We start from the raw sequence: 14380 nt of genomic DNA, 5'->3' as shown, positions 1-14380 counted from the left end.
CGCACAACCGGGGCAGATAATCATCCGGCTGGCAGGCTATGTACAAATCCCGGTGCAATGACCGGGATTCACTCTAATAAGGCTGATAGTCCTCATATTGCCAAAAACTAAAACGGCTGAGCTTTTGAGCAATCTCGGGCCAATCATCTGCATGACAATCAGCGATCTGTTTTTTTATAAAGGCTAAAATTTTATCGTAATTATACTCATTAATGATGATCATCCCTTTCCCCCAAAAAACGTCTTTTTTTTCAGCCTCCAGGGCTAACCATTTAGGAGTACAAATTAACATGTCGAAATACTCAGCTCCTTCTTCATTATCAGGGCCAATCATCGCCCTAACCCAACTCCCAAAAACTTCTGGGTCGTCTGGCCAATAGAAGAGCAAATCATCTTCTATATCTAATGAACGTAATTCTTTTAATAAAGCTTTCATTTAATTATATCCAAATGGCCATTACTAATCGGCGGCTCTCCACGCGCTACTTTTTGCTCGAAATTAGCCTGAATTCCTGTTGTAGCTTTTGTACTATTTGGTTTAGCTGAAGGTGGCCGATAGACTCTTAAGCCATCAGCACTTACCCATGATGTTCCATCTTTGGATATTCTGTAACCCGGCCCCACCCATGCTTCTCCTAATATATTGGCTTCATTAGTTGTTGCATTTCCTAAGCCAAAGTTTCCTTTATTTCCTTTAGCTGCATCACGTAACATCCCAATTTGTTCTGCAATATTTAATGTTTTGGAATTACTAGCTAATTGACTATTTTTCGCCGTATTAGCTGCTACAGCTTCAGCCTTCGCTGCCATCGCTTCTACCGCTGTCTTACCAACCCCGATGGCGCCAGCAACACCTACGCCCCCTGGTGTCACAGCTTCAGCAACCTGCAAACCAGCATTATTCAGGCATATCCTTGGAGCTACTTTACATCCTTCCAGTGCAGCCTTAGCGAGAGCAGCAATTTCAGGAGTGGCGGCAACAATCGTTGCCCCTCCTGCCACAGCACTTACGCCAGCAGAGACAACAAGGTTACCCTCTGCAACCCCTTTGGCTATCCCGGCCTTACACGCTGTATCACACTCTGGTGTTTTACCCAGCCAGAACCCAAGGTCTGAGCCAGCCATTGCACCCAGCGCATTATTCTCAACCGCATTCTTCCCTGCCTGAGCGCCAGCCAGCGCACTGGCGCTACTGCCGCCGGTCACGCCGCCTGCCAGACCTGCAGCCAGGGTACTCAGTGCACTGATGATCTGCTTATCCGACTCCTTCAGGTCACTGACCTGTTTACCCGGATACATCGAATGCATGATCAACTGACCCATCAGCTCTCCGCTGACCGCACCGGCCGCGCCTGCTGCCGCGCTGTTGCCTGCCGCCCACGATGTTACCGCACCTACCACTGCATGAGCCATCGCTTTTGCGGCCTGATTGTCGGCGGTATATTTGTGTATCTGCTCGGCCAGATACGGTGCCGCTGCGCCGCTGGCTGGCTGCGCCAGATTGCCACCCGCCAAACCCTGAATCGCCGCAGTCGCCGCCTGAATCCCCTTCTGAGTATCGCTGCCGGTGCCCCAGAGTGCCATGGCCTTCTTATAATCACTGCTGTTTTCCAGCGCTTCCTGATACGCTTTCTTTTCAGCCGCAGGAGCGTCGGCATCCGGCTGGTTTATGTTGTTTTTTGCCAGTTCCTTCTTACCTGCTTCCGTCGCCTCAATCTGCCCCTGCGTCCGGGCGATATCAGCAACCTGGCTGCCTGGTTCACCGATCAGCTGAGCCGTCTGCAGGCGTTTCTGCTCCTTCTCTTTGTCGAAAATCGGGCTGATGCTGTCATTAGCGTGCTCGGTGTCGCGGCTAAGTGCAGCAACATCCTGCTGCTGATTTGCCTGGTCGCGCACCACTATCGTTCCCTGGGCAACGGCTGAGTACCGCCACACCACGGTGCACCCTGGCGGTTTTTGCACCAGCAGATCTCATAATCTGCACTTATTACGGCATCAAATCTCCTGCTGAATCAAAGCTCCATGATTCTGGCATGCGGGTTGCTAAGCCTTTGGTAGAGATGTTGGACCAATTAAGGCAAAGCGATGCATGACCCGGCTGAACTCCATCCCATTATTCCGACGCGCAGCGATACGCTGATTCTTGATGCGCTCACGCGCTACATGGCGCATGCCGGCGCGCAGCCGGGCAGTCGCCTGCCGCCGGAGCGCGAGCTGGCGGAGAAACTGGGCGTCAGCCGTAATACGGTGCGCGAGGCGCTCAAGCGCTGGGAAGCACTCGGCATCATTGTGCGCAAAAAAGGCAGCGGCACTTTTCTGCAGGCAGAAGTCGGTCTGCATGACAGCTTTCTCTCTCTGCGCTTTAAAAACGACTCCGCCAACATGCTTCATGCGCTGGAAGTGCGCCGCATCATTGAGTCCGAATCCTGCGTGCTGGCCGCGCAGCGCGCCAGCGCCGACGACCTGCTGGAAATCGAACGGCGGCTGGAAGAGATGGAGCGTGTGCACCTGGCTATCGGTTCCGCCGGGCCGGAGGATTGGGCTTTCCACACCAGCATCTACCGCGCCGCCGGTAATCCGCTGCTGTTGCAGATGCTTAACGGCGTCTACGACACGCTGCACGCCTTTTTCGAATCCCCGCCGGAGCAGGCACTGTTTTCAGACTCGTTTCCCCTGCACCGTGAACTGTTTAACGCCATCCGCGCCCGCGACAGCCAGGCCGCGCGCGCCCTCTGCCACCAGATTCTTGATATTACCGAACGCGACATGAAGGACGTGATCCATGCCAAACGCTAAACCTATTGCGCAACAGACACTGCTGACCCACGACCAGCGCCATGAACAGGGCGCCGTAACGCCACCGATTTATCAGTCTTCGCTGTTTACCTTCAGCGATTACGACAGCATGATCGCCCGCTTTCGCGGCGAGAGCGACCAGCCGCTCTATTCCCGCGTTGATAACCCGACGGTCAAAGCGCTACAGGATAAAGTCGCCGCGCTGGAAGGCGGTGACGCCTGCCTCGCCTTTGCCAGCGGCATGGCCGCCATCAGCAACGCGATTTTGAGTGTGGTTCAGCCAGGCGCGAAAGTGGTCTGCGTCAATCATGTCTATCCCGATACTTACCGCTTTTTGCGCGGCTTTTGTCAGCGTTTCGGCATCACGACGCAGTTTGTTGATGGCGACGATGAAGCGGCGGTGGCCGCCGCGCTGTCCGGCGCCAGCCTGCTCTATCTGGAAAGTCCCTCCAGCTGGGTGATGAGTGAACAGAACCTGCGGCAGCTGGCCACGCTGGCGCGCGATGCGGGCGTCGTCACGTTGATTGATAACAGCTGGGCTTCGCCCATTTTCCAGCAGCCGCTGCTGTATGGTATCGACATCGTGGTGCACTCCGCCTCGAAGTACATCAGCGGCCACAGCGATGTGGTGGCCGGCCTGGTGATTGCCAGCCACCAGCACATCAACAACATTGCCCGTCACATTAGTCCGTTCCTTGGCGGCAAACTGTCTGCAAACGAAGCGTCTTTGCTGATGCGTGGCCTGCGCACGCTGCCGTTGCGCATGAAGCAACATCAGCAAAGCGCCCTGCAGCTGGCGGAAAAGCTGCGCGACCATCCGCAGGTCAGCGCGGTTTGCCACCCCGGGCTCAATCCCCCTGCATGGTCCACGCTGCGCGGTTACAGCGGGCTGTTTTCCTTTGCCGTGACCGAACAGGTCGACATACCGCAATTCTGCAACGCCCTGCAACTGTTCCACATGGGCGTCAGCTGGGGAGGTTTCGAGAGCCTGGTCATGCCGGCGATTTCGGTCATTAATCAGGCCAGTGAATTTAATTCAGCCCAGGATTTTGGTGTCTCGCCGCGCCTGATCCGTATCTCTGTTGGCCTCGAAGAGACCGACGATCTTTGGACCGATCTGAATCAGGCACTTGCTGCCGCCACTCACCGTTAATCACGCTCCGGAGAACCAGCCATGACAACACGTTTCGCCCTGAAAGCCCTGGTACTCGCCGTGGGTTTAGGCAGCGCCTTTTGCAGCCTCGCCGCCAAACTCACCGTGGTGGAAGTTATTACCAGCCCGCCACGTACCGCGCTTCTGCAAAAAATGCTCGACGAATACAAGACGCAGCATCCCGGTACCGAGATTGAGCTGATTTCGCTGCCGTGGGGTCAGGCATTTGAAAAACTGGGCACCATGTTACAGAGCGGACAGGTTCCGGATGTGGTGGAGATGCCCGATACCTGGCAAGGCTTATACGCCAGCAACAATATGCTGGAGGATCTTGAACCCCGCCTGAAAAGCTGGCCTGAAAGCGCCCAGCTGACGGACAAAACGCTGGCAATGGCGCGGGCCGCGAACGGCAAAGCCACCATGGTACCGTACGGTTTTTACCTGCGAGCACTGTTCTGGAATAAAAAGCTGTTTAAGCAGGCAGGACTGAGTGAGCCGCCGAAAACAATGGACGAGTTTGCCCGTGATGCGAAGCGTATTAGTCAGTCAGGTAACGGCATCAGCGGCTACTGTATGCGCGGCGGTGTCGGGGGAACCAATGCGTGGATGATGTTTATGGCGGCGATGAACGGTTCGCCTGCCTTCTTTGATAAAGACGGCAACAGTACTTTAACCCAGCCGGGGGCGATAAAGGGGGCACAACTGCTGGTCGATTTGTATCAGCAAGGTGGCGCGCCTAAAGACAGCGTGAACTGGGGCTTTAACGAGATTGTCTCGGGCTTTTATTCCGGCAAATGCGCCATGCTCGATCAGGATCCGGACGCGCTGATCGCGATTAAAAATAGCATGGCGGCTGAGGATTTTGCTGTGGCGCCCATGCCGGTCGGACCGTCCGGTAAAGCCTTCCCGACCATCGGCTATACCGGCTGGGCGATGTTCAAACAGGGTAAACAAAACGATGTCGCCTGGCCGCTGATTACCTTCCTCAGTAATAAAACCAACAACCTGGCGTGGGCGAAGTTTGTCGGCACCCTACCCATCTATAAAGGTGCGGAACAGGACCCGTTCTATCAGACGCCGCAGTTTGCCGGCTGGTTTAAGGAGCTGAACGATCCAAATTATGTGCCGCTCACCATGCCGACCCACCTCAAAGGCTGGGGCTATTTCAATTCAGTGATCGTGAAAGAGAGCAGCCAGGAGACGTTACTGGGCGAAAACGACACCAAAGATATGGTGCAGGACTGGGCCAGCTATCTGAGTAAAGAGCAAAAAGCCTGGCTCGCCAGCCAGTAATCCCGCGTAAACCGGAGCCCTGAAATGATGCCTGAGATCTCTCTTCCTGCCAGCCCGGCGCGCCGCCGCTGGCGCTGGACCCGGCTTGCTGAGCCATGGTGGTATCTGTCACCGGGCCTGTTGCTGATCGCCCTGTTCATCTTCGTGCCGATGGCGATCGGCATTTCTTACGCTTTTCAGAGCATGAACCTGCTCAATCCGCTGGAGAGCGGCTGGGTTGGCTGGGCGAACTTTGCGCAGATGCTCGACGATCGCCGCTTCTTTCGCGCGCTCGGCCATACCCTTAACTGGACGCTGAGTTCGCTACTGCTGCAGTTCTTTTTCGGCCTCGCGCTGGCGCTGCTGCTTAACCGCGAGTTTCGCTTTCGCCGCTGGGTGCAGGCGCTGGTGTTTTTACCGTGGGCGGTGCCGGCGTTTCTTTCCGGCCTGACCTGGTCCTGGCTGCTCAACCCGGTTGTGGGTCCGCTGCCACAGTGGCTCAGCGACGTGGGCATTCTCAGTGAACCTTACAATATTCTTTCCGATCCGCAACTGGCGATGTGGGGGGCGGTGATTGCTAACGTCTGGTTTGGCATCCCGTTTTTTGCCATCACTTTACTGGCGGCACTGCAGTCGATTCCCAAAGATTTGTATGAAGCAGCAGCCATTGACGGTGCCAGCGGCTGGCAGCAGTTTCGCCGTGTCACCCTGCCGTTTCTCGCCCCGATGATCGCCATTACCGTGATGCTGCGTACCATCTGGATCGCTAACTTTGCCGATTTGATCGTGGTGATGACCGACGGCGGTCCGGCCGGTTCAACCTCGATTCTTTCCAGTTACATCTTCACCACCGCTTATCGCAAACTGGATTTTGGTTATGCCTCGGCGATGGCGGTGTGTCTGTTACTGCTGATGACCTGCTATGCGCTGGTACTGCTGCGCATCCGCCATCAGTTACTCAAGTAAGGAGTCCACATGCGCCTGTTACCGTTGATCGGTCATCGTCTCAGCATCGCCGCCTATTTGCTGTTTGCGCTGTTTCCGTTGTACTGGATCATTAAAATTGCCGTCACGCCGGACAGGTTACTGTTCAGTCAGGGCGTGACGCTGTTACCTGGCGGTTTCACCCTGAGCCACTTTGCGAAGGTATTGACCGACAGTGATTTCCCCACGTTTTTTATTAACAGTCTCATTGTCTCCTGCAGCACTGCCGCGCTGACAACCTTGATTGCCGCGGCTGCCGGCTATGCCTTTTCCCGCTTTCAGTTTCGCGGCAAGATGGTGATGGCGGCCCTGCTGCTGTTTACGCAGATGTTTCCGCTGGTGATGATCATTGCGCCGATTTACCGGGTGATGGCCCCGCTGGGACTGACGAATAGTCTGCTGGGGCTGATTCTGATTTACAGCGCCTTCAATGTTCCGTTCGCCACCTTCCTGATGCAGTCATTTTTTGATGCCATCCCGAAAGATCTCGAAGAGTCCGCCATGCTGGAAGGCTGCACCCGCTTTCAGGCGCTGTACCGCGTGCTGATGCCGCTGACGCTGCCCGGCATGGCAGCGACGCTCGGCTTTGTTTTCACCGCCGCGTGGAGTGAGTTGCTGTTCTCACTGATGCTGATCAACAAAAACGAAGTCATGACCTTTCCGGTCGGGCTGCTCAGTTTCGTCTCCAAATTCGCCGTTTCGTGGGGCGAAATGATGGCTGCCGCCGTGCTGGCATTAATTCCAGCCTGTCTGTTCTTCGCTTTCATTCAACGCTACCTGGTTCAGGGACTCACCGCCGGTGCGGTTAAGGGGTAAATAATGGCTGAAATTACGCTGGCGCAAATTGAAAAGCGCTATGGCAACGTTGAGGTTCTGCGCGACATCAATCTGACCATTAAAGATGGTGAGTTCGTGGTGCTGGTCGGCCCGTCCGGCTGTGGTAAATCCACCCTGCTGCGCACCATTGCCGGCCTGGAGTTAGCGACGGGCGGTAATATCCATATCGGCAGTCAGCTGATGAACGAGGTGGCGCCGAAAGACCGCGATATTTCGATGGTGTTCCAGAGCTACGCGCTCTATCCGCATCTGACAGTCGCGCGCAACATGGGCTTCAGCCTTGAAATTCAGAAACGACCGCGTGCTGAGATTGAGGAGAAAGTCCGGCGAGCGGCGGAGATTCTCAGCCTGACACACCTGCTTGATCGCCGGCCAAAAGAGCTGTCGGGTGGACAACGGCAGCGCGTGGCGATGGGCCGCGCCATTGTGCGTCAGCCGCAGGTGTTTCTGTTTGATGAGCCACTTTCCAACCTCGATGCGCAACTGCGCGGCCAGATGCGCGTGGAGATCAAAAAGCTGCATCAGCAAATGCACAACACCATCGTTTATGTTACCCACGATCAGGTTGAGGCCATGACGCTGGCTGACCGCATCGTGGTGCTCAACCACGGCGTCATTCAGCAGGTGGGCACACCACTGGAGCTGTACGACACACCGGCCAATAAGTTCGTCGCCAGTTTTATCGGTTCACCGTCGATGAATTTTATCAACGGCGTGATGACCCCCAGCGGCGTGCGTATCAGCGACAGCGCTCAGTTGCCCCTGAATACGCACTGGGCGGCACAGGCCGCTGGCCGTGACGTCATTTACGGCATCCGTCCGGAAAACATCAGCCTGGCGCAGCCGGGTGAGCAGCATGCGCTGCCCCTTGAAGTGTCGCTGGTGGAGCCGACCGGCCTGTCCGAACTGATTCACGGTTCACTGTTTGGCCACCCGGTGATGCTGTTTACCACCCAGCGTTCCGGCGCGCGCGCCGGTGATATTTTGCCGGTCACGCTCGACAGCGAACGTGCGATGCTGTTCGACGCCGCATCACAGCGCCGCCTGTAATTGCACGTTTAAGCGATCAAAACGACCAGCGCACCCCGGCATTGTAGCGCCAGCCTTTGACGCCGTTGCCGGCAATCTCTTTGCGGTAATCCGCCTCGGCATACAGCGCCACGTTGTTGATAAGGGTCGCCGTGCCGCCGAGGCCGACGTCCCACATCTGGCCAAATTTGCCGCTGCTGAAGCTCTGGCTCAGGTCGCTGTCGCTGGTGCCGACCCTGACCTGCGCCGTACCGCCCCAGCCGCGATAGTAGTTAGCGCGCAGATACGGCGTGTACTGGTTCTGACTGCTGTCCTGCCAGCTGCGCGCCACACGCGCGCCGAGCCGGCCAATGGTTTGATCGTAATCGTTATAAGAGACGCGCGCGCCGTCAGCATCGGTAAAACTGTCCATGTTCATACGCAGCCAGCTAACCTGTGCCTGCGGTTCCAGGCGCACATCACCCGCCAGCATCAGCGGATAGCCAGACTCGACTGACGCCGTCCAGCCGTGCCCTTTGGGTTTGGCGACCGCTTTCTGCCGCGCAATGTCGGTTTCGCCACGGTAGTCGCTCCAGCTCAGCGAACCATCCACATACCAGCCACTGCTGCGCAGCCAGGTGCCATAAAGTGACAACGTATCGCTATCAAAGCTGGTGGAGCTGTAACCGTCAGCGGCATGCGGGCGAATGCGCGTGTTGCCGCGCGTATAGGCGACGCCGCCACGTACGCTATCTTCAGCGCCATCGGCGCGCAGCAAATTGCCGCCGAGCTGGACGGCGCTGTAGTTGAGGTCGAAATCATAACCCCAGGCGTCCAGCCCGCGATTGCTTCGATACTGCAAATCCGAACCGAGGTAGCGGATAAACATCTCTGCGCTGTCCGCCGGCTGCTGGCGCAGTTCGCCGAGACGCTTATGCAGATCGTCAGTGACTGCCAGCGAGTAGTACGCCAGCCCGACCGGTGCGGAGATCCAGGACGGCACCTGCGGCGTAACCGCCGGACGCACCGCCTTAACCGCACTGCCCGCCTGCGGCTGGCACAGCGAGCCATCGCTGCAGATGAAATTGTTTGCCAGACGATAGTCCCTTACGTTGCCGCCTGCGCTGCTGCCCGGTGCAAAGCTGTACAGACCATACTGCCACGGCCCGGCTGCCACATAGCCATTGCTCAGCCTGAAGCTGTCGGCGCTGGCGCTGCTGGTCACCTGCACCAGCGAGACGCCTTCGCTGGCCGCGATGACATTGTCGCGATTGCTGTCCAGCAGCCCGCCGCCCTGCAGGCGGTCATCTACCCAGGTGGTGCCGCTGGCGTTACCGTTAACACGCAGCACGTCGCTGTGGGTGGCTGTCGAATTGAGCTTCAGACGGCCCTGCGCAGAGGCCAGATTGCCGTCGATGGTCAGGGTATTCGCGGCCACGTTGCCACCGTTGGTCAGGTCGAGCGTGCCGGCATTATTCACCACCAGCGAATCATTGCTGGCCCCCTGCAGCCGCGCGTTGACGCCATCGCCGGCGAACAGCGTGGACCCGGCATCGATATTAATGGTGCTGTGCGCCAGTTTAATGTTGTCGCTCAGCGTCCACTGCGTATCGATGAAGTTCAGCGTGCTCCAGCCCGCGCCGAGGTTGGTGCCTTTGGTAAGGTCGTCCTGCCGGAACGAACCGCCGCGCGCAGTGAGCTGGCTGAGGTTCAGCGTGCTATCCGCGCCGCCGCTGGTGATATGACGGGTCTGGTTCAGGCTGATAGCCTGCACCGTCGCCTGATTCGCGCTGCCGTCACCCATACTCAGGCCGCCATCCAGCGTGCCGCCCGTAACCAGCAGCGTATCGCTGCCGTTGCCGGTGTTCACTTCGCCCGTGACTTTGCCCGCCAGCAGTGCCACCACATCACGGGTCGCGCCGCCCGCCACTACCACCTGATCGGCGTACGGCGCAACCAGCGTGCCCTGGTTGATAAACACCGTCTCGCCGCCGCGCAGATCAATAAGCGGTGCGACGCGGCTTTGTGAACGGATGGTGCCCTTGTTGATCACCTGGCTGGCGCTGCGGGTGACAATCGCCGAACCGCCATCGGCATCGCGGATATCAATCAGGCCCTGAGCGATCACCCGTCCACGGGTGTTGGCACGCACGCCGGTGCCGCGGCCATTAACTTCAATACGGTAGTCGCGCCCAATCACTAAATCGTTGCCCGTGGTCGATCCATCTGCGTTTTCAAAGCGATAGCCGGTACCGCCTGCGCCGACGTGAATCTGCGCGCTGCCCGCCGGATCGAATGAGGTGGCAGAGCGAATGCCGGTGCCACCATTGGCCTCGAAGCGCACATTACTCAGCGAAATATCACTGATGCCGGCGCGATTGTTCAGCGCAGTGCCGCTGCCGTAAGCACCGATGATGATGTCGTTGGCTTCAAAGCGCTGCGCACCGCTGTCGAGCAGCAAACCATCGGCTTTGCCGTAAGCCGCCAGCGTGCTGGCCCCCTGCCCGTCGCCGTAAATTTTCATCGCGCCGCCGGAGCCCACGCGCAGCGCGGCGGTGCCGTCATTCACACGTAAGGTACTGTCGACCGGTACATACTGGCCATAACCGCTGCTGACATCCACGCCGGTGCCGCTGGCGACGCTAACCGTGCCGCGGTTGATAAAGTTACCGCCATCGTGCACCCGGGCCCCGGTACTGTTGCGGCCACGCAAATCCACTACGCCCTGCTGCTGATTAAACAGGCGCGCGTCGCCGCTGACATCAAACGCCGTGGCGTTGCGCCCGGTGCCAGTGATAAGTGAGGCGGCGTAGACCTCGGTGCCATCGCCTGTCGCCTGCGCGCCGAGGGTGTTTTTGCCGTTCAGCGCGATTAGGCTGGTAATAATCCCCTGCGCGCGATCGCTGGCGCGCAGCACGGTGGCACCCTTACCGGTGACCTGATAAACATCGGTGCTGGATACCAGCGCATCCGTCCCGCTGACTACGATGCCGGTGCTGTCCCTGCCGCTCAGCGTGACGTTGCCAAAGCCCTGGTTGTACAGCCACGCGCCGTTGCGGATTTCATACAACGTCGAGTTGCGACTGCTGACATCAACCGGGCTGCCGTTGACGATCAGGCGTGAGCCGGGATCAAAAGCCTGATAGCCGATCTGCTGTGCATCGTGGAACACCACACGGCTGTTCGCGCCCAGCGTAATACGACCGCCGGCAAAGGCTTTCGCGCCGACCACGTTATCGCCGTACAGATTAATCGTACCGTTCTGGTTAATCCGCCCCAGTTGGTGATACGAGACCGCACCGAAGGTGGTGGTTTGCTGGGTGCTCTGACCGCTGTAGAGATTAAGCGTGCCGCTATTGTTAATCTCCGTCAGGGTTTTGCCGTCGCCGGCGCCCGGATAGCCATCGGCGAACAGCGCCCGGCCATTACGCAAAATGTTGATATCGCCGCGGTTGTCGACCGTGGCGCCATACTGCGCGTAGATACCCGTTACGCCTTCCCCCCGCAGGGAGATCGCGCCGCGATTCACCAGCCGCGCATGATTCATTACGGTAAACGGCTGCTGATTATTGGCGCGGCCGTCTATCGCTGCCTGATTGATCAGTAAAGTGTTCGGATCGAACTGCGTATTAGGGTTAACAACGTTACCCTGCAGCGTATAGCGATTACCGTCAGCGATGGCGACGCGCGCATCAGACCCGTTGAGGTGAATACGCGTTGCGGCATCAATGGTGGCGCGGGCGCCATCAGTGATAGTCAGTCCGCTGGCAAAGCTGGCGATGTTCAGCGTCGCGCCGTGGGTATCAATGTCGGTGCCGGCACCGCTGCCGTACACACCGGTCGCAAACGGGCTATTCATCGACAGGGTCAGGCCGCGCCCGTCAAAATCCGCGCCCTGCTCGACGCGAAAAATCGTGCCGTTCCACACGGAGGCGCTGTAGCGGCCGTTGGCCGGCAGATTAATGCGCGCATCCGGGCCGATACGGTAGAAACTGATCTGTCCGCTATCCAGCATACTGTCGCTGCCGCTGGAGGTGGGAATGGCGCGGGCGCTAACGTTGACCGTTGCCTGGCCTTCAGCACGAATCCCAATGCCCGCTTTACCGCTGAGCCGGATTGGGCCGGTGATATCTGCACTGGCGTGACCGCCCGGTTCGCCAGTTACCCACACCGCCGTATTGTTGGTGCCGCCAAAGCGGTCGGCGTCACCCGCCACGTTGATCGCCCCGCTGGAGAAGGCGTGCGCCTGATTGCCCGCCGTGGCGATCACTTTCAGGCCGGTGCTGTTATAGCCATTCAGATTGAGGGTACCGCGGTTGCCCACCTGGCCGCCGCTGCCGGAATCAATCGCCAGCATGGCGATATTTTCGCGCGGTAGCGCCTGCGCCATACCGTTGACGTTGATAACACCGTTATTCAGTGACACCGCGTTGGGCCCGGCCTCGATGCGCATGCCAACGGCGTTCTCGACTTTTGAGCCGATAACAATACGGCCATCATTGATGGCACGCGAGTCGAGCAGGCCGGAAATGGCGCTGATGCCACCGCCGAGGCTGACCGCGACATCCTGCGTGACGTCGCCCTTATGATTTTGCGGTGTGCGGCCGAGATAAATCGTGCCATCGCGCGCGTTGACGAAGCTGCCCTCGCCGCTGAAACTCACCGCCGCTGCTGAGGAGCCGTTCGCCACATCGTGAATGCCGATGTTAATATTGCCGTGGTTGACCGCACTGCTGCTGCCGAGGAATAAGCCGGCGGTGCCCCACGGCGCATCACCGATATGCACATTGAGCACGCCGTTATTGCGGAAGTCGCTGTCATAAATCGCTGACACCGCCGTGCCCGCATAGCCGAGAGAGTCTTCTGCCACGCCGCGCCCATTGGCGGCATTAAAAAAGCCACTGTTGATGACGCCATTATTGATACCGCGCGCGCCGCTGACCAGCTCCAGCGCGCCCGCTTCGGATGAGAGCGCGTTACTGGTCGCCAGTTTTCCGGCGATAATCGCCGTTGCACCGTTGCTGGCGCGCATCACGGCGCTGGCGCTGTTGGCCACTTCCAGCGTTTTGCCGCGATTGATTTTCACACTGGCTTTCGCGCCATCGGCACTCAGCACCACCTGATCGCCGAGTGCGGCAGCCACTTCATCATCGTAATTACCGGTGCTCATGCGGTAAACCACACGACCGTCGCGCAGGCTGAACGCCCGGTTCAGCGCGGCGTTATAACTTTCCGGGCTCAGGTTGCCGCCGCTAATCTGGTCAATCAGCCAGTCGTTATAGTTACGCAATTCATTGAGGTTACTGACGTAATAGGCGTTGCTGCTGCCATCCTTAAGCATGACATCAAACAGACCGGCGTAGGTCACCACACCTCCGGCATCAAATGCCAGCCGATCGCCACCGTACGGCGGCGTGGCGGCGGTAAAGCGGATGCGGTTATTACTGTCCCAGTTAATCTGGCCGTTATTACTGCTGGCAAATAACTGACTCTGTTTGGCCGCCATTGACCAGCGATTGGTGCTGGCGTTAGCGGTTGCGCCTTGCTGACCAATATTGATATTTAACCGGCCATTGGTGACTGTCGCCACGCGCGCATCAATATATTGTTTATCGTTCACATCATAATAATCTGGCACTACAGTAGCGCCATTAATTTCCGCTGGCGCAATCATTTCCGCACTATTATAAACCTGATAGACACGATAACTGCCTGTTTCTTCATCCGGAATACCAATAGCGTAATTTTGTGCGCCGAGTTGCAGGCGGGGCTCGCCGATTAAATTGTCATTAATAATACGCCCAATCTTTTGTAGTTCACCCAGCGTGACGCTGCTCATGCCACTTTCTCCAGCGGTAAAGCGCGGCACGCCGCTCAGCGTCTGGGTGGAACCATTACATAAGCAATAAGCGCCAACTTTATTGTCGTTACGTTCGGGAGTGAAAGGGTTTAATACCACCGCCGATACCGGTGTGGCAGACAGCATTAAGCCCTGCGCAGCAAGCAGGCTCAGTAACAAGGGATTTAATTTAAACACACTATTTTCCTCACCAGAGAAAAGACAAATGCCGCACAGCGAATGCGCAGTGCGGGGAAATAGCGAAGCGAAATATATTGTCGTAATAGCTTACGGCTGGAAATCCGTTGAAATGAGTATTACCGCGATCAGGTTAAAACGTCCAGTTTGACTTAAGGAATTGTGATGACGGCGATAAGCTTTAGGAATTGCGCTAACGGCCTGAGATAATTATCTGGAACTAAAAATGCGGAAAATGGCAAAAATCAGATGGCGGGAAATAATACCCGGCACGCCAGTGGCGGCCGGGCATG

Annotated in this window: 9 protein-coding genes; 6 read left to right on the top strand and 3 right to left on the bottom strand. The window is 57.6% G+C overall.

The window, feature by feature from the left end:
* Positions 1-73 precede the first annotated feature (73 nt).
* Positions 74-436, bottom strand: coding sequence for an immunity 8 family protein (locus OXR61_RS11110; RefSeq protein WP_021313390.1), 363 nt, complete (start codon positions 434-436; stop codon positions 74-76).
* Entirely contained in the window at positions 433-1899 is a 1467-nt protein-coding gene (locus OXR61_RS11105) for a VENN motif pre-toxin domain-containing protein (protein ID WP_021509084.1), read from the bottom strand. The genes OXR61_RS11110 and OXR61_RS11105 overlap by 4 nt, the downstream gene beginning before the upstream one ends.
* Positions 1900-2085: 186 nt before the next feature.
* On the opposite strand from OXR61_RS11105, the gene OXR61_RS11100 reads away from it, so the two are divergent.
* The 6 genes from OXR61_RS11100 to ugpC are packed head-to-tail and all read left to right on the top strand — an operon-like array spanning position 2086 to position 8092.
* A complete protein-coding gene (locus tag OXR61_RS11100) occupies positions 2086-2796 on the top strand; it encodes a FadR/GntR family transcriptional regulator (protein WP_021509083.1) in 711 nt (236 codons plus the stop codon).
* A complete protein-coding gene (locus tag OXR61_RS11095; protein WP_021509082.1) occupies positions 2783-3949 on the top strand; it encodes a PLP-dependent transferase in 1167 nt (388 codons plus the stop codon). Before OXR61_RS11100 ends, OXR61_RS11095 begins: the two co-directional genes overlap by 14 nt.
* 21 nt (positions 3950-3970) lie before the next feature.
* Positions 3971-5242 carry a sugar ABC transporter substrate-binding protein gene (locus OXR61_RS11090; RefSeq protein ID WP_021509081.1) on the top strand — a complete coding sequence of 424 codons (1272 nt, stop codon included), beginning with the start codon at positions 3971-3973 and terminating at the stop codon, positions 5240-5242.
* Positions 5243-5266: 24 nt separating this feature from the next.
* Entirely contained in the window at positions 5267-6187 is a 921-nt protein-coding gene (locus tag OXR61_RS11085) for a sugar ABC transporter permease (RefSeq protein ID WP_021509080.1), read from the top strand.
* 9 nt (positions 6188-6196) lie between these two features.
* Entirely contained in the window at positions 6197-7021 is an 825-nt protein-coding gene (locus OXR61_RS11080; protein WP_021509079.1) for a carbohydrate ABC transporter permease, read from the top strand.
* A gap of 3 nt (positions 7022-7024) precedes the next feature.
* Positions 7025-8092, top strand: a complete 1068-nt coding sequence (ugpC, locus tag OXR61_RS11075; protein ID WP_021509078.1) for a sn-glycerol-3-phosphate ABC transporter ATP-binding protein UgpC — start codon at positions 7025-7027, stop codon at positions 8090-8092.
* 16 nt (positions 8093-8108) lie between these two features.
* Here ugpC and OXR61_RS11070 read toward each other — a convergent pair whose 3' ends face one another.
* Positions 8109-14087, bottom strand: a complete 5979-nt coding sequence (locus OXR61_RS11070) for an autotransporter outer membrane beta-barrel domain-containing protein (protein ID WP_267412127.1) — start codon at positions 14085-14087, stop codon at positions 8109-8111.
* Positions 14088-14380 lie beyond the last annotated feature (293 nt).

It is taken from the genome of Pantoea sp. GM_Pan_4 (genome assembly GCF_026541005.1).
Lineage (GTDB): Bacteria > Pseudomonadota > Gammaproteobacteria > Enterobacterales > Enterobacteriaceae > Pantoea > Pantoea dispersa.
This window is presented reverse-complemented; position numbering and strand designations above follow the sequence as displayed.